Annotated in this window: 10 protein-coding genes; 3 read left to right on the top strand and 7 right to left on the bottom strand. The window is 67.7% G+C overall.

What is annotated here, in order from left to right; genetic code table 11:
* The first annotated feature begins 495 nt into the window (after positions 1–495).
* Complete coding sequence (locus tag ASC87_RS22345; protein WP_056667600.1) at positions 496–996, top strand: hypothetical protein; 501 nt, start codon at positions 496–498, stop codon at positions 994–996.
* 9 nt (positions 997–1,005) lie between these two features.
* Here the strand turns inward: ASC87_RS22345 and ASC87_RS22340 are convergent, their stop codons facing one another.
* The 7 genes from ASC87_RS22340 to ASC87_RS32075 all read right to left on the bottom strand — a co-directional run bounded on the left by ASC87_RS22340 (position 1,006) and on the right by ASC87_RS32075 (position 12,726).
* Complete coding sequence (locus ASC87_RS22340; protein ID WP_056667597.1) at positions 1,006–1,626, bottom strand: PEP-CTERM sorting domain-containing protein; 621 nt, start codon at positions 1,624–1,626, stop codon at positions 1,006–1,008.
* Positions 1,627–1,730: 104 nt separating this feature from the next.
* Complete coding sequence (uvrA, locus tag ASC87_RS22335; protein ID WP_056667592.1) at positions 1,731–7,394, bottom strand: excinuclease ABC subunit UvrA; 5,664 nt, start codon at positions 7,392–7,394, stop codon at positions 1,731–1,733.
* Positions 7,395–7,480: 86 nt separating this feature from the next.
* On the bottom strand, positions 7,481–8,632 hold the full coding sequence (locus ASC87_RS22330) for a porin (protein WP_082568841.1): 1,152 nt from the start codon (positions 8,630–8,632) through the stop codon (positions 7,481–7,483).
* 71 nt (positions 8,633–8,703) lie between these two features.
* The gene (locus ASC87_RS22325; protein ID WP_056667585.1) at positions 8,704–9,639 is read right to left on the bottom strand and encodes an amidohydrolase family protein; all 936 of its coding nucleotides are present in this window, start codon (positions 9,637–9,639) and stop codon (positions 8,704–8,706) included.
* 35 nt (positions 9,640–9,674) lie between these two features.
* Positions 9,675–10,652, bottom strand: a complete 978-nt coding sequence (locus ASC87_RS22320; RefSeq protein WP_056667582.1) for a Bug family tripartite tricarboxylate transporter substrate binding protein — start codon at positions 10,650–10,652, stop codon at positions 9,675–9,677.
* A gap of 83 nt (positions 10,653–10,735) precedes the next feature.
* Positions 10,736–12,589, bottom strand: coding sequence for a feruloyl-CoA synthase (locus ASC87_RS22315; RefSeq protein ID WP_082568840.1), 1,854 nt, complete (start codon positions 12,587–12,589; stop codon positions 10,736–10,738).
* Positions 12,586–12,726 (bottom strand): hypothetical protein, encoded by a 141-nt coding sequence (locus ASC87_RS32075; RefSeq protein WP_157604209.1) that lies wholly within the window; start codon positions 12,724–12,726, stop codon positions 12,586–12,588. Before ASC87_RS32075 ends, ASC87_RS22315 begins: the two co-directional genes overlap by 4 nt.
* A gap of 312 nt (positions 12,727–13,038) precedes the next feature.
* Here ASC87_RS32075 and ASC87_RS22310 point away from each other — a divergent pair, with 312 nt between their 5' ends.
* Both ASC87_RS22310 and ASC87_RS22305 read left to right on the top strand, forming a co-directional pair.
* Positions 13,039–13,857, top strand: coding sequence for a phosphate/phosphite/phosphonate ABC transporter substrate-binding protein (locus ASC87_RS22310; RefSeq protein WP_056667576.1), 819 nt, complete (start codon positions 13,039–13,041; stop codon positions 13,855–13,857).
* A 133-nt stretch (positions 13,858–13,990) separates the two neighbouring features.
* Positions 13,991–15,511, top strand: coding sequence for an acyl--CoA ligase (locus ASC87_RS22305; RefSeq protein ID WP_056667573.1), 1,521 nt, complete (start codon positions 13,991–13,993; stop codon positions 15,509–15,511).
* Positions 15,512–15,589: the final 78 nt, after the last annotated feature.

Here is a 15,589-nt window from a genome sequence, read left to right as displayed (position 1 = left end):
TTGAGTTGGCGCTCTGGGATTTATCCCAAACAGCGAGTGCTCGCAACAACTTACGTGACCTCGGTCCAATTTATTCCGGACAGTAGTGGGCGAAAGCCGGGACCCACTGGGCGCGTGGGCTCGAGCGTGCGCTGCAGAACAGGTGGTGCCTGGCGCCAAGCGTTCCACGCTGCCGAGAGAAGCGTTGGGCTGGGCGGTTCAGGCCAGATGCGACCGGAACGTCGCCGCGCCTGGACCCAGTGGGTCCCGACTTTCGCCGGGATGACCCGAGATTTTCCACGGACAGCAGTGGGCGCTGGCCGGGATGACAACGCTGCAATTGAGTCGACCCATCGGTGAATCGGCTGCATCTTCGATGCTCTCTGGCGAGGCCGCGCCACGTCGCCGAACCCCTTCCACACCACGCTGTCTTTGATCCGTGCCATCACCTGCCGGCCTCGAGCGACTTATGCTTTCCAGCCGCTGACATCGCGCCGCCACAGAAAGGGCCATCGCATGACGTTCCCCGCCACACTGCACCGTGCCGCCGCGGCCGCGGCGGTGTGCCTGCTGGCCGCGTGCCAGGCCTATTCGCCGGGTGGGCTGAAACCGGGCACCACCCGGGCCCAGGCCGAAGCCGGCATGGGGCCGCCCACCGCGTCGTACCCGCTGGCCGGCGGCGGGCAACAGGTCGAATACGCACGCGGGCCGTTCGGCAAGCACACGTACATGCTGGCGTTCGACGCCGCAGGCCGGCTGACCGGCTCCGAGCAGGTGCTCACCGAGGCGAACTTCGCGCGCATCGCGCTGGGCCAGTCGCGCGACGACGTGCTGCGTGCCATCGGTCACCCGTCCGAAGTCAGGCGGCTCGGCTACCAGAAGCGCATGCTGTGGTCGTACCGGTACGACGCCCTCTTCTGCATCTGGTACCAGGTGAGCTTCGACACGGCCTGGCAGGTGGTGGACACCGGGTACGGCCCCGACCCGCTGTGCGACCACGACGAACGCCCGTGGTGAGCAGGGCGGTCAGAGGCCGGGCGTCTTCCAGGCCGCCCGTCGGCGCCAACGCGCCGCGGTGATCCCCGCCAGCCCCAGGCCGAACAGGGCCCACGTGCCCGGTTCGGGCACCGGAGCGGCGACACGCTCGTGCCGCGTGGGATAACCGGGGCTCATGCCCAGGATGAATTCTTCGTCCCCGCGGTACACCACGCCGGACAGGCCCGCCACCCACGGCTGGTCGATCACGTGCGGCGGGGTCGGGAATTCCGGGTCGAACGTGGCGACGAGCCGGTACGCCGCGCTGTCACCCGGCACCAGCGCGCCGAACAGGAACGTGATGGTGTCGGCCGCCCCGCTGCCCGGCGCCGCGTTGTCCACGACGATGGTGCCGCCCGCCCCTTGCAGGCGCGGAAACGTGAAGTTGCTGATGCGCAACCCCTGCAGGTCGAAATCGAGGATGCTGTTCGTGTAGACGTCACGTGCCGCCGACGGGTCGGAATCGGCAACGCTGGTGTCGTGGCGGATCTGGCCCACCGACCACCGGTAGCCCCAGTCGAGCGAGAAGATGTCCGCCCGCGCGGGGTGGGCGCCCCACAGGGCCGAACTGGCCAGCGCGATGGCGCAGGCACGTTTCAGGGTCGTTGTCATGGGAACTCCCGGGCGTGCGACGTGCACTTGGGGAATTTAAGGGGCGTCCGGCCCCCGCGGCGATTCAACCGCGACCGGCGCAGGGCCATCGGGCCCTGCGCACGTCACACGCGGGCGAGCACCGGCTTCAGCGCAGCGCCCGTGTGGCTGCGCACGTCGAGTGCCAGCGCCTCCGGCACACACTCCGCCACCACGGCACCGCCCTTGACCCCACCTTCCGGACCGAGGTCGATGATCCAGTCGGCCTCTGCGACCACGTCGAGGTCGTGTTCGATCACGACCACGCTGTGACCGCCATCGACCAGCCGGTGCAACACGCGGATCAGCTTTTCCACGTCGGCCATGTGCAGGCCCACGGTGGGTTCGTCCAGCACATACAGCGTGTGGGGCGCCTTCTGCCCGCGGCGGCCCACCTCGTCACGCACCTTGGTGAGTTCACTGACGAGCTTGATGCGCTGCGCCTCACCGCCGCTGAGCGTGGGCGACGGCTGGCCCAGCGTGAGGTACCCGAGCCCCACGTCCTTCAGCAGCTGCAGCGGGTGGGCGATGGACGGCATGCTCGCGAAAAACTCGACGGCCTCGTCGACCTCCATGCGCAACACGTCGCCGATGCTCTTGCCACGCCACGTCACCGCCAGCGTCTCGGCATTGAAGCGCTGGCCGTGGCACACGTCGCACGGCACCTTCACGTCGGGCAGGAAACTCATCTCGATGGTGCGCATGCCCTGCCCTTCACACGCCGGGCAGCGCCCTTCGCCGGTGTTGAAGCTGAACCGGTTGGGGGCATAGCCGCGCGCACGCGATTCGAGCGTGTCGGCGAAGAGCTTGCGGATCGTGTCCCAGAAGCCGATGTACGTGGCGGGGCACGAGCGCGGGGTCTTGCCGATGGGGGTCTGGTCCACCTCGAGCACCCGGTCGATCTGCTGCCAGCCCTCGATGCCGCTGCAGCCCGACCACTTCGGCTTCGCCCCCCGCTGGTTGATGAACGTCAGGTTGGCGAGCAACACGTCGCGCGCGAGCGTGGACTTGCCCGAGCCGCTGACCCCGGTGACCGCCACCAGGCGCTTGAGCGGCACATCCACCGTCACGTCCTGCAGGTTGTGCAACGCGGCGTTCGACACCGTCAGCACCGGGCCGTCGGCCATCTGGCGCCGCTGTTGGATCGGGTGCACCAGCGGATGGGCGAGCGAACGGCCGGTGACCGAATCCGGGTGGCTCGCGAGTTCGCTGACCGACCCCTGCGCCACCAGCGTGCCCCCCCGCTTGCCGGCCCCCGGGCCGATGTCGATGATGTGGTCGGCGCGGCGGATGGTGTCCTCGTCGTGTTCGACGACCACGAGCGTGTTGCCCTTCTCACCGAGCTTGTGCAACGCGTCGAGCAGGATCTGGTTGTCTCGCGGGTGCAGGCCGATCGTGGGTTCGTCGAGCACGTAGCACACGCCCTGCAGGTTGCTGCCCAGCTGCGCCGCGAGGCGGATGCGCTGCGCCTCGCCACCACTGAGCGTGGGTGCCGCGCGGTCGAGGGTCAGGTACCCGAGGCCCACCTCCTCCAGGAACTCGAGGCGGCTCCTGATCTCGCTGACCACGTCGCGGGCGATCTCGGCGTCGCGGCCCGCCAGCGCCAGCGATTCGACCCACTTCCGGCAGTCCGCCACCGACCACTGCGCGATCCACGCGATGGAATGGTCCTCGAACTTCACCGCCCGCGAGATGGCGTTGAGGCGCGTGCCACCGCAGTCGGGGCAGGCTTCGTCCACCACACCGTCGACCTCGGGTTCCTCGGACGGGAAACTCTGCTCGCGGCCCTTGTTGTCGTCGTCGCGCACCGAGTCGTCGAACGCCTTGCGCTGCTCGCGCGTGAGTGCGAGGCCCGTGCCCACGCAGGTGCCACACCAGCCGTGTTTGCTGTTGTAGCTGAACATGCGCGGGTCGAGTTCGGGGTAGCTCGTGGCACACACCGGGCAGGCGCGCTTGGTGGAGAACACCTTGACCTCGCCGATCTTGCGCGTAGGGGTGCCGGCGAGCATGGCGCCGCGCAGGGCGTTCAGCGGGCTCAGCAGGTGCATCACGCCCTTGCCCAGGTCAAGTGCCTTGGCGAGCAGCGACCGCAGTTCCGCCTCGTTGCCGGCGTCCACCACGAGGTCACCCACCGGCAACTCGACGGTGTGTTCCTTGAAACGGTCGAGCTTGGGCCACGGCTCGACCTTGACGAACTCGCCGTCGACGCGCAGGTGGGTGTAGCCGCGGGCCTTCGCCCATTTGGCGAGGTCGGTGTAGAGGCCCTTGCGGTTGATCACGAGCGGCGCCAGCAGGCCCACGTGCTGGCCCTTGTGCTGGCGCAGCAGCTGCGCGGCGATGCTTTCGGCGCTCTGCGGCATCACCGGGGCGCCGTCGTGGATGCAATGCTGGATGCCGAGCTTCACGTACAGCAGGCGCAGGAAGTGCCACACCTCGGTGGTGGTGGCCACCGTGCTCTTGCGGCCGCCACGGCTCAGCCGCTGCTCGATGGCCACGGTGGGCGGAATGCCGTACACCGCATCCACCTCGGGGCGGCCGGCCGGCTGCACGATGCTGCGCGCGTACGCATTCAGCGACTCGAGGTAACGGCGCTGGCCTTCGTTGAACAGGATGTCGAACGCGAGCGTGGACTTGCCTGAACCGGACACGCCGGTGACCACGCTGAACTTGCCGCGCGGGATGTCCACGTCGAGTGATTTCAGGTTGTGTTCGCGTGCGTTGACGATGCGGATCGAATCGCCATGGTCGCGGTTGCCACGGATGACCTGCTGCAGCGGGCGGCCCTCTTCCACCACGTGGCCGTTGAGGCCCATCTGGCGGTCGTAGTCGGCCAGCGCGCGGCCGGTGTGCGACGTGGGGTGCTGCTTCACGTCTTCCGGCGTGCCGGTGCACACCACGAAGCCGCCGGCGTCGCCGCCTTCCGGGCCCAGGTCGATCAGCCAGTCGGACGCGCGGATCACGTCGAGGTTGTGCTCGATCACGACCAGCGAGTGGCCGGCATCGAGCAACTTGCGGAACGCGCGCATCAGCTTCGCGATGTCGTCGAAGTGCAGGCCGGTGGTGGGCTCGTCGAACAGGAACAGCGTGCCCTTCCTGGCCACCGCCTGGCGGCTGGCCGTGGCGCCCTGCGCCGCCTCGGCGAGGAACCCGGCGAGCTTCAGGCGCTGGGCTTCGCCACCGCTCAGCGTGGGCACCGGCTGGCCGAGTTTCACGTACTCGAGGCCCACGTCGATGATGGGCTGCAGCACCCGCAGCACCTCGCGGTCGTTCGCGAACAGCTGCACCGCCTCGCTGACGGTGAGTTCCAGCACGTCGGCCACGTTCAGCTCGCGCACCAGGTCACCCGGCAGCCGGCGGTCGATCTTCACCTCCAGCAGTTCGGCGCGGAAACGTTTGCCGTCGCAGTCGGGGCAACGCAGGTACACGTCGCTCAGGAACTGCATCTCCACGTGTTCGAAGCCCGAACCGCCACAGGTGGGGCAGCGGCCGTCGCCTGCGTTGAAGCTGAACATGCCGGCGCCGTAGCCGCGCTGCTGCGCGAGCGGCGCCTGCGAGAACAGCTTGCGGATCTCGTCGAACGCACCCACGTAGCTCGCGGGGTTCGAACGGGCCGTCTTGCCGATGGGCGACTGGTCCACGAACACCGAGTCGCTCAACCAGTCGGCCCCGAGAAGGGCATCGTGTTCACCGGGCGTTTCGGTGGCCTTGCCGAAGTGGCGCTGCAACGCGGGGAACAGCACGTCCTGCATCAGCGTGCTCTTGCCCGAGCCCGACACCCCGGTCACGCACACCAGGTGCTGCAGCGGGAACTCGACGGTCACGTCCTTCAGGTTGTGGTCGCGTGCGCCCTGCAGGATCAGCTTCGCCGTGGCGTCCGTCACGAGGCGGCGGATGCCCATGCCCACCTGCTTGCGCGCACCCAGGTACGCGCCGGTGAGGGTGTCGGCGTGGCGGATGGCCGCGGGGGTGCCGTCGAATACGATGTTGCCGCCCCGTTCGCCGGGGCCGGGTCCCATGTCGATCAGGCGGTCGGCGGCCAGCATCACGGCCGGGTCGTGTTCCACCACCACGAGCGTGTTGCCCGCATCGCGCAGCCGGTGCATGGCCTCGACGATGCGGTTCATGTCACGCGGGTGCAACCCGATGCTGGGTTCATCCAGCACGAACATCGTGTTGACGAGCGACGTGCCGAGCGCGGTGGTCAGGTTGATGCGCTGCACCTCGCCGCCACTCAGCGTGCGGCTCTGGCGGTCGAGTGTCAGGTACCCGATGCCCACGTCGTTCAGGTACTTCAGCCGCGTGCGGATCTCGTCGAGCAGCAGCTTCAGCGCGTCGTCGAGCATCGAGCTGGGCAGCACGATGTTCGCGAAAAAGCGCTGGATGCGTTCGATGGGCACGAGCATCAGGTCGTGCACGGTCAGGCCGGGCAGCGCCTCGACCTGCGTGCGGTTCCACTTCACGCCCTGCGGCAGGAAACGTTTGGCCGGTGGCAGCGCCGCATCGGCGTCGGCCTTGCTGCCCAGCCGCCACAGCAGCGACTCGGTCTTCAACCGTGCGCCGGCGCAGGTGGGGCACGTGGTGTAGCTGCGGTACTTCGACAGCAGCACGCGGATGTGCATCTTGTACGCCTTCGATTCGAGGTACTCGAAGAAGCGCGCCACGCCGTACCACTGCTTGTTCCACTTGCCGCTCCACTGCGGCGACCCCTGGATGACCCAGTCCTTCTGCGCGTCGGTGAGCTGCGACCATGGGGTGTCGCGTGGGATGCCGGCCTCGCCGGCATAACGCATCAGGTCTTCCTGGTTCTCCTGCCAGGCGGGGGTCTGCAACGTCTTGACGGCGCCGCCGCGCAGCGTCTTCTTGGGGTCCGGGATCACGAGGCCCCAGTCCACGCCGATCACGCGGCCGAAACCACGGCAGGTCTCACAGGCGCCCATCGCCGAGTTGAACGAAAACAGCGCGGGCTGCGGGTCGGTGTAGCGCAGGTCGCTCTCCGGGCAGTGGAGCCCGGTGGAGTAGCGCCAGAGCACGGGCTCACCCTCGTCGGCGAGCACGTAGACGTTGACCCGGCCGCTGCCGCGCTTGAGTGCCATCTCGATGGCCTCGATGGCACGGACCTTCTCGGTGCCCTGCAGGCGAAAGCGGTCGGCCACCACGTCGAGCAGCTTGCGCGGCCCGGTGGGCGAGGCGATCTCGCGTTCGGCCTGCACCCGCGTGAACCCGCTCGCCGACAGCCACTGCGTGACCTCCTCGGCGGTGGTCGTGGCGGGCAGTTCCACCGGGAAGGTCACCGCCAGCCGCGGGTCGCCGTCGGCGGTGCGGGCCATCAGCTCCTCGTAGATGGTCTCGGGTGTGTCGTGGCGCACGAGCTGCGCCGTCTCCCGGTCGTACAGCTCCGCTGCGCGGGCGTAGAGCAGCTTCAGGTGATCGTTCAGCTCCGTCATCGTGCCCACCGTGCTGCGCGACGTGCGCACGGGGTTCGTCTGGTCGATGGCGATGGCCGGCGGCACACCGTCCACGCGGTCGACCGCCGGGCGGTCCATGCGGTCCAGGAACTGCCGCGCGTACGCGCTGAAGGTCTCGACGTAGCGGCGCTGGCCTTCCGCGTACAGCGTGTCGAACACCAGGCTCGACTTGCCCGACCCGCTCGGGCCGGTGACGACGGTCATGTCGCCCGTGCGGATGTCGAGGTCGAGGTTCTTCAGGTTGTGCTGGCGAGCGCCGCGGATGCGGATGAGACCGGATGACATGCGGGGGCCTGGGACGGAAGGGAGGCGGAGATTCTAGGCGGTCGAGTTTCCCCTTTCGAATCGGTGTCCGCGCCCCTTGCAGCGCATCAGAACGAGTGGCGAATGCCGCTGGCCAGCAGCGACGACTTGCCGCCGGCCGTCGGGCGCAAATCGGGCGTGATCGACGCCGTGCCCTGCGCACCGTTGTCCAGCGCACCGTAAGCGGCGAACAGCTGCGTGCGCTTGCTCAAGGCATAGCTGTAGGCCATCGACCAACCCGAGGTGTTGTCCACCAGCGCCGAGAACGGTGCCGACATGTTGGCCGCGCGGCGCCCGCGGTGCGCATCGGAGACCTTCAGCTTGCCGTACGACACGCCGACGGTGTGCGGGCCGGTCGGGTACGACGCGCCGATCAGGTAGGTGCGATCCGTGCCCTTGGAGCCCGGGATGGGCGTCGTCGAGCCCAGGGCAGCGATCGACGAGCCTTCGTGCGAGAAGACCGAGGCCATCAGCTTGACGCCGCTGACGGCGTACTGCGCGCCAACGGCGTAGTCGGTCTGCCCGACCTGGTTGCCCGCCAGCTCGGGGATCCTGTTGTAGACGAAGTCGACGCTGAACGCACCCGCGCCGTAGCCCATGCCCAGCTGCGTGAGCTTGGCGGCGCCCGCCGAGAAGGGCCCCCTCTCGCCCGCGCTTTGCAGCAGCGAGAACGAGAAGCCCCCCAGGCGCGGCGAGCTGTACATGACCGCGTTGCTGACGCGGGAGCCGACCGAGTCGACGTTCATCACCGGCGCGAACGCGCTGCCCGAGGCGATGGCCAAGTTGCCCAGCGGATCGGGGGTGAGCCAGCCGGTGGCGGTGTACTTGATGCCGAAGGCGCGCCCGGCCAGGTGGATTCGGCCGATCGTGACGCGGCCGAAGTCGCTTTGGAGGTAGAGGTTGGACTGACGGCCCAAGAACTTGCCGCCCTGGCCCGTCCCGCCGGTGTCCAGCGCCGGCTGGCCTTCCAGCACGAAGCCCGCGACGAGGCCTCCACCCAGTGACTCGGTGCCCGCGAAGCCCAGCGCGTTGGGGTTCAAGCTGCTGTTGATCTCCTTGCGCGAAGACGAACCGGTCGCCGACTGCCGTCCGGCATAGACGTCCACCGCACCGTACACGGTGACGGTGGACTGCGCCGCCGCCAATGGACTGAAGCAGCAGGCGGCGGCCATGGCGGTGCCGTGAAGCAGGGCTGAACGTGAATGGAAGGATGTGGGCATGGTTGTGTGCGGGTTGAATTGCCAGGTGGCGGTGAACGGGTGCGTTTGCGCTGCGGGAACTGGAAGCTGGGCTATGCGTCACTGGCAAGCCGGGCCGGACCGGGCGGCCCGGCCAGCTCCCTGGGCGCTCCAGCGGGAGCCGCGCCGTCGAGCTTCAACAAGCGGCTCGCGTTGCGCTTGAGGATCAGCGGCTTCACGTCGTCGCGAAACCCGGCCTCCTCGAAGTCCTTCAGCCAGCGGTCGGGCGTGATCATCGGAAAATCACTGCCGAACAGGATGCGATCCTTCAGCAGCGTGTTCGCGTACTGCACGAGCTGCGGCGGAAAGTACTTCGGACTCCATCCCGACAGGTCGATCCAGATGTTGGGCTTGTGCATCGCGAGCGATAGCGCTTCGTCCTGCCACGGCCAGGACGGGTGGGCAATGACGATCTGCATGTCGGGAAAGGCGATGGCCACATCCTCCAGCATCATCGGGTTGGAGTTCTGCAGCCGCAGCCCGCCACCGCAGCGCATGCCGCTGCCGATGCCGGAGTGCCCACTGTGGAACACGGCCGGCAGATGGTGTTCGTTGATCACCTCGTACAAGGGCCAGGCCATCTTGTCGGCCGGCTCGAAGCCCTGCACCGTCGGGTGAAACTTGAACCCCTTGACGCCATACTCCTCGACCAGCTTGCGGGCCTCGCGCGCGCCCATCTTCCCCTTGTGCGGGTCGATGCTGCCGAACGCGATCATGATGTCGCTGTTCTGCTGCGCCGCCTCGGCGATCTCCTCGTTGGGAATGCGGCGCCGGCCCATCTGCGTCTCGGCGTCGACGGTGAAGTTGACGAAGCCGATCCGCTTCTCGCGGTAGAAATCGATGGTCTCCTGCATCGTCGGCCGGCGGTTCGACCGGAAGTACTTGTCGGCCGCGCGGTCGTAGTCCTCGCCATAGTTGTCGAACGGATTGCGGCAGGACACCTCGAGGTGCGTGTGGGTGTCGATCGCGATGAGCTTCTCGATGTCCATGTCAGCCCTTCATGCAGCCAGTGCCCGCCCCTCGGTCAGTTCTCGGAAGTGAAGCCGACCTTCTTGACGATCGCCCCCCACGACGTGTTGTCGTCCTTCACAATCTTGGCCAGCTCGGCAGGCGTGCAGGCGCCCGCCTCGAAGCCCGTCTGCGCGAAGGCCTCGACCACATCGGGCGACATGACTGCAGCGCGAATCGCCGCCGCGGATCGCTGCGCGACCTCGGGTGACGCCTTGGCGGGCAGGAAGAAGGCGTACCACTCGCTCATCGTGAGGTTCGCGAAGCCCTGCTCGGCATAGGTCTGCACGTCGGGCGAGAACTTCGACCGCGCCGTGCCGGAGGTGGCCAGCAGGCGCAACCTGCCGCTTTTGAGGTAGGGCAGGAAGTCGCCGATCGGCGAGGTCATGGCACCCACCTGTCCGCCGAGCAGGTCCTGGATGCCCGGGGCCGAACCGCGGTACGGCACATGGCGCAGGTCGATGCCCGATTCCTTGGCCAGCAGTGCGCCGAGAAAATGCGGCGGCGTTCCTGCGCCGGGCGAACCGTAGCTCGCACCACCCGGGTTGGCCTTGGCCCAGGCCAGATAGTCTTTCAGTGTCTTCACCGACTCGGGCACCGCCGGGCCCACGCCGAACCCGAACACGGTGCGGCAGGCCGTGCTGACCGGCGTGACATCTTCGATGCGATAGGCGAGCTTGTCGTAGATGTGCGGGTACAGCGTGACGACGCCCGTAGGCGTGAGCAGCATCGCCGAGCCGTCTGCCGGGCTGCGCTTGAGCTCCTCCACCACGATGCGGCCACCCGCGCCCGCCCTGTTGTCCACCAGCGCCACCTTGGCGTAGCCGCCGCTTTGCAGCTTCTCCGCCACGCGGCGCGACACCCCGTCAGTGGTGCCGCCAGCAGGGAAGCCGCAAAGAATCTTGGCCGCATCGAGCGGCTGCGCAGATGCGAAAGCGGGCCAGCCGAGCGTGACAACGCCCGTTGCGGTGACGAATTGACGCCTGTTCAACATGAAACTCTCCTGAGGAAGCTGGTTGGTAGTGGCAATGGATCCGCGCGGCGCCGCCGAGGCGCGTGGGAAACGTCCGTCGATGTTCATGGTGTGTCCTTGGTTCGCGGCAAGATGGCGTGGGGGTCCGTGCCGCCGTAGAGCGCATCGACGATGGCCGCACGCTGCTTGAGCACGGCGCGTTGGTTGACCGATCCCTTGTCGGTCATCTCGTTGTGCTCCACCGACAGCGGTTCGACAAGCACGTGCGCACGCGCGACACGGTTCGCGCTGCCGGTGCCTTCGCGCCAGAGGCGATCGACAAGCTGCTGGAAGAACGCTCGCACCAGAGGATGGGCCAGCACGTCGGCCGCGGCGGTGTCGGCGCGAAGACCGGCGAACCTGCGGCACTCGTGGATGCGCGGAAAGACCAGCAGACTGATGTCATCGCGGTTGATCCCGGCCACCGCCGAGTCCTGCACCAGCGGCGAGCCCAGGGCCAGCACCTTCGCGCGCATGGTCCCGACGCTGACGAAGGTGCCGCTGGAGAGTTTGAAGTCCTCCCCGAGGCGGCCGTCGAACACCAGGCCCTGGCCAGGGTCGGCAGGATCGACGAAGGTGACCGCGTCGCCGCTGCAGAAGAATCCCTCGTCGTCGAAGGCCTCGGCGGTTTGCTCGGGCGCGCGCCAGTAGCCTGGCATCACGTTGGGGCCGCGAAAGCGGATCTCGGTCTTGTCGCCAAGCGGCACGAGTTTGACCTCGACACCCGGTGCCGGCAGGCCGATCCACCCGGCCTTGACGTCAGTGCCAACCGCGAAGGTGCAGCTTGGCGCCGTCTCGGTCATGCCAAGGCCGGTGATGACGCGGACGCGCTGGCCGATGGTGCGCTCGCCGTGGCGGTCGAGCCGATCCCACACGGGCTGTGCGAGGCTTGCGCCCGCGAACATGAAGGCCTTGACACGGGCGAAGAGCGATTCGCGCAGCGCGTCGTCGTGGTCCATCGCGAGCGAGAGCTCCTCGAAGCCCTTGGGCACGTTGAAGTAGATCGTGGGCGAGATCTCGCGCAGGTTGCGCAGCGTTTCGGCCATGCCGTTGGGCGTGGGCTTGCCCTCGTCGATGTACAGCGTGCCGCCGTTGTACAAGGTGATGCCAACGTTGTGGTTGCCGCCGAAAGTGTGGTTCCAAGGCAGCCAGTCCACGAGCACCGGCGGCTCGTCTGCCAGGAAGGCGAGGCACTGGCGCAGCATCTGCTGGTTCGCGCACATCATCCGGTTCGTGTTGATCACGCCCTTCGGGTCCTTCGTCGAACCGGAGGTGAAGAGGAACTTGACGATCGTGTCGGGTCCGGTGGCGGCATGCGCGGCCGCGACCTCCTCGCCGGGCGCGTGATCGAGCAACGCGCTGAACGGCGTGGTTGCACGACCCTCGATCGAGCCTTCGGTCAGCACCACGTCGACATCGGGTGCGGCCACGGCCTGGATCGCGCGGGCGTAGGCCGGGTCGCTGGCGAACACCAGGCCCGGCGTCGTCACCGCGAGGATGTGACGCAGCTTCGCATGGTCGATGGACAGCAGCGAATAGGCAGGCGACACCGGCACGTACGGAATGCCGATCCACATCGCAGCCATGGCGAGCGTCAGGTGCTCCAGGTCGTTGTCCGAGAGAATCGCGATCGGGCGCGCCACCGAGAGGCCGCGCCGCAGCAGCGCCTGGCCAACGCACTGGATGCGGTCGAGCATCTGCGCGTACGAGATGCGCTGCCAGTCGCCGCCATCCCGGCGCTTGGCCACGAAGATCCGGTCCGGAGCCTCGCGGGCCCAATGCGCGAACCGGTCGGCCAAGCGCGGCGGACAGGGCTCCAGTGGTTCGGCGGATCGCAGCCGGATGATGCCGCCTGGATGCCTGTCCGCGATCAACGAAGGGCAGCCGCCGACGCGCACCTCGCGAACAGGCCCGCTCATGATTGACGAACCTTGGCGGCACGCCCGTCGAGGCACGCGCGTACGCGCCCCTTGGCCGCCCTGCCGCTGATCGGGTGCCCGGTGCGCAAAAGGCCGGGATCGTCCCGCAGCGCTTCATGTCGGATGGATTCGTTCATGGTCGGATTCGCAATCTAGTTAATTTACTTAATTACTTTTCGACAAACAGGAGGGATTCCCCCTAGTTGACCGTCCACCGAAGAGCCGACGGCAACTGACACCCCCCTGCAACCCCCGCAGGCAACGGCATCCGAACGCGCCCGCCACACGATTAATTGCATTAATCAAATCAGGTGTTGCCAGGCCGAACCGGGAAGGCCCCTTCCCTCTGCCGTGCCGCCCCCCCTAGGATGCAAACGGACACAAAAACCGGCCGTTTCCCAAACGCCAACGCCTTAGTCTCTCGCCCCATCACACCGGAAAAAAGCAGCATGAGAACAAAGCTGAAACATTGGGGGGCGGTGGTGATGCTGGCGCTCGGGGCTTCTTCGTCAAGCCACGCGCTGGTATTCGCCGTCAATGAAGGCGTGACCTATCGGGTCACGAACGACGAGATCGCCGCGAAGTACGCAGCGATCGCGGCCGACCTGGGCAAGCTGCTCAAGCAGCCGGTCACGATCGAACCGGTCGGGTCGTACCCGGTGTTGCGCAAGGGCCTCGCCGCGAACTCGTACGACCTCGCCATGGTGCACCCGGCCCACGTGTCCATCCAGGCCATCAAGGGTTCGGGCTACCGCCTCGTGGCCATCACGAAGGGATACGAGGCCTACAGCGCCAACTTCCTCGTGAAGCCCGATTCGCCGCTGAAGTCACTCGCCGACCTCAAGGACAAGAAGATCGGCGCCCCCGACGAAGACTCGATCACGTCGTGGATGGTGCGTGCCACGCTGCGAGACGCGCTGGGTGGCGCCGACAAGGTGACGTACATCTACACCCGCTACCAGGACGCCGTGCCGTTCATGGTGGACAACAACTTCACGCCGTCCGGCGCCACGGCCGCGGGCAGTGTCATCAAGGGCTGGGAAGGCAAGGGGGGCCGGGTGCTCGCGAAGTCGCGTCCGGTGCCCATCAAGCACATCATCGCGGCCCCGAGCCTGACGGCCGAGCAGGTGCAGAAAGTGCGCGATTACCTCGTGTCCCTCGACACCACCGACGAAGGCAAGAAGAAACTCGAAACCACGAAGTACAAGGGCTTCGCGCCGTACGGCGAGGCCGAGATGCTGGCCATCGGCACGTGGCTCGGGTTGTGACCATGGCGCAGCGCGCCATCAGGGAATTCACAGGCCCGCGGCGCGGCACGGGCCACCCATAATCCGGCGCTGACCCTCTCCACACCGAGGCCACGCCAATGCAGCGCGGCCCGATCTCAGGGAAGATATTGTGATGACATCCACGCTCCAGCAGCTGCTGTCCGCCGGTGCCGACAACGACGTCGCCATCTCCGCGCCTTCGCGCCCGCCGCTCACGTACCGCGCGCTCCGCGACCTGATCGCCGGCACGCTGGCCAGCCTCAACGGGCTGGGCGTGGGCCGCAACGACCGCGTGGCCATCGTGCTGAACAACGGCCCCGAGATGGCCACCTGCTACATGGCCGCCGCCTCCGGCACCACCAGCGCTCCGCTGAACCCGGCCTACCGCGCCGACGAGTTCGAGTTCTACCTGACCGACCTGAACGCCAAGGTGCTGATCGTCGAGGCCGGCAGCACGTCGCCCGCGATCGACGTGGCAACAAGGCTCGGCGTGCGGGTGGTGAACCTGGTGGTGGCCCACGGCGCGCCGGCCGGCAGCTTCACGCTGTCGCCGCGCGAGGCCACGGCGGCCACGGCAGCGGCCCGGGGCGGGTACAGCGAGGCCGGTGACATCGGCATGGTGCTGCACACGTCGGGCACCACGTCGCGGCCGAAGATCGTGCCGCTGTCGGTGGGCAACCTGGTGGCCTCGGCCACCAACATCCGCACCACGCTGCACCTCACGCCCGCCGACACGGGCCTGAACATCATGCCGCTGTTCCACATCCACGGCCTGATCGCCGGGGTGCTGGCGCCGCTGTCGGCCGGCTCGCAGGTGTTCTGCACCCCGGGCTTCAACGCGCTGAAGTTCTTCGGCTGGATGGACGAGGCCAGGCCCACCTGGTACACGGCGGTGCCCACCATGCACCAGGCCATCGTCGGCCGTGCCAAGGGCAATGCCGAGACCATCGCGCGCAACCCGCTGCGGTTCCTGCGCTCGTCGTCGTCGTCGATGCCGCCGCAGGTGATCCGCGAACTCGAGGCCATCTTCAAGGCCCCGCTGATCGAGGCCTACGGCATGACCGAGGCCACGCACCAGATGGCATCGAACCCGCTGCCACCGCTGGCCCGCAAGCCCGGCACGGTGGGACTGCCCGCCGGCCCCGAAGTGGCCATCATGGGCGAGGGCGGCCAGCTGCTGGCCGCAGGCGAGATCGGCGAGATCGTCATCCGCGGCCCGAACGTCACGGCCGGCTACGAGAACAACCCCAAGGCCAACGCCGAAGGGTTCCTCGACGGCTGGTTCCGCACCGGCGACCAGGGCACGAAGGACAGCGACGGCTACGTGAGCCTCACTGGCCGCCTGAAGGAAATCATCAACCGCGGCGGCGAGAAGATCAGCCCGCGCGAGGTCGATGAAATCCTGATGGACCACACCGCCGTTTCGCAGGTGGTCTGCTTCGCGATGCCCCACCCGAAACTCGGGGAAGAAGTGGCCGCGGTGGTGGTGCTCAAGGAAGGCCAGGCCGCCACCGAACGCGAGCTCCAGGACTTCGTGGGCCAGCGTGCCGCCGAGTTCAAGGTGCCGAAGAAGATCCTGTTCATGGACGAGATCCCGAAGGGCGCCACAGGCAAGCTGCAGCGCATCGGGCTCGCCCAGAAGCTCGGGCTCTGAGCCCGCCGCACACAACAGCAGAGCACCCGGCAGAGGTGCCGCGGGCGTTGCACGCCCCACCGGTTTAGTCATCACTGG

This window comes from Rhizobacter sp. Root1221 (assembly GCF_001425785.1).
Taxonomy (GTDB): Bacteria; Pseudomonadota; Gammaproteobacteria; order Burkholderiales; family Burkholderiaceae_C; genus Rhizobacter.
The sequence above is the reverse complement of the archived record's forward strand: the minus strand, read 5'-3'. Positions and strand labels throughout refer to the sequence as shown.

Excerpts from the sequence above, each read along its gene's own strand:
- ASC87_RS22345 (WP_056667600.1), top strand. The coding sequence starts at position 496 with ATGACGTTCCCCGCCACACTGCACCGTGCCGCCGCGGCCGCGGCGGTG.
- ASC87_RS22340 (WP_056667597.1), bottom strand. The coding sequence starts at position 1,626 with ATGACAACGACCCTGAAACGTGCCTGCGCCATCGCGCTGGCCAGTTCG.
- uvrA (WP_056667592.1), bottom strand. The coding sequence starts at position 7,394 with ATGTCATCCGGTCTCATCCGCATCCGCGGCGCTCGCCAGCACAACCTG.
- ASC87_RS22330 (WP_082568841.1), bottom strand. The coding sequence starts at position 8,632 with ATGCCCACATCCTTCCATTCACGTTCAGCCCTGCTTCACGGCACCGCC.
- ASC87_RS22325 (WP_056667585.1), bottom strand. The coding sequence starts at position 9,639 with ATGGACATCGAGAAGCTCATCGCGATCGACACCCACACGCACCTCGAG.
- ASC87_RS22320 (WP_056667582.1), bottom strand. The coding sequence starts at position 10,652 with ATGTTGAACAGGCGTCAATTCGTCACCGCAACGGGCGTTGTCACGCTC.
- ASC87_RS22315 (WP_082568840.1), bottom strand. The coding sequence starts at position 12,589 with ATGAGCGGGCCTGTTCGCGAGGTGCGCGTCGGCGGCTGCCCTTCGTTG.
- ASC87_RS32075 (WP_157604209.1), bottom strand. The coding sequence starts at position 12,726 with ATGAACGAATCCATCCGACATGAAGCGCTGCGGGACGATCCCGGCCTT.
- ASC87_RS22310 (WP_056667576.1), top strand. The coding sequence starts at position 13,039 with ATGAGAACAAAGCTGAAACATTGGGGGGCGGTGGTGATGCTGGCGCTC.
- ASC87_RS22305 (WP_056667573.1), top strand. The coding sequence starts at position 13,991 with ATGACATCCACGCTCCAGCAGCTGCTGTCCGCCGGTGCCGACAACGAC.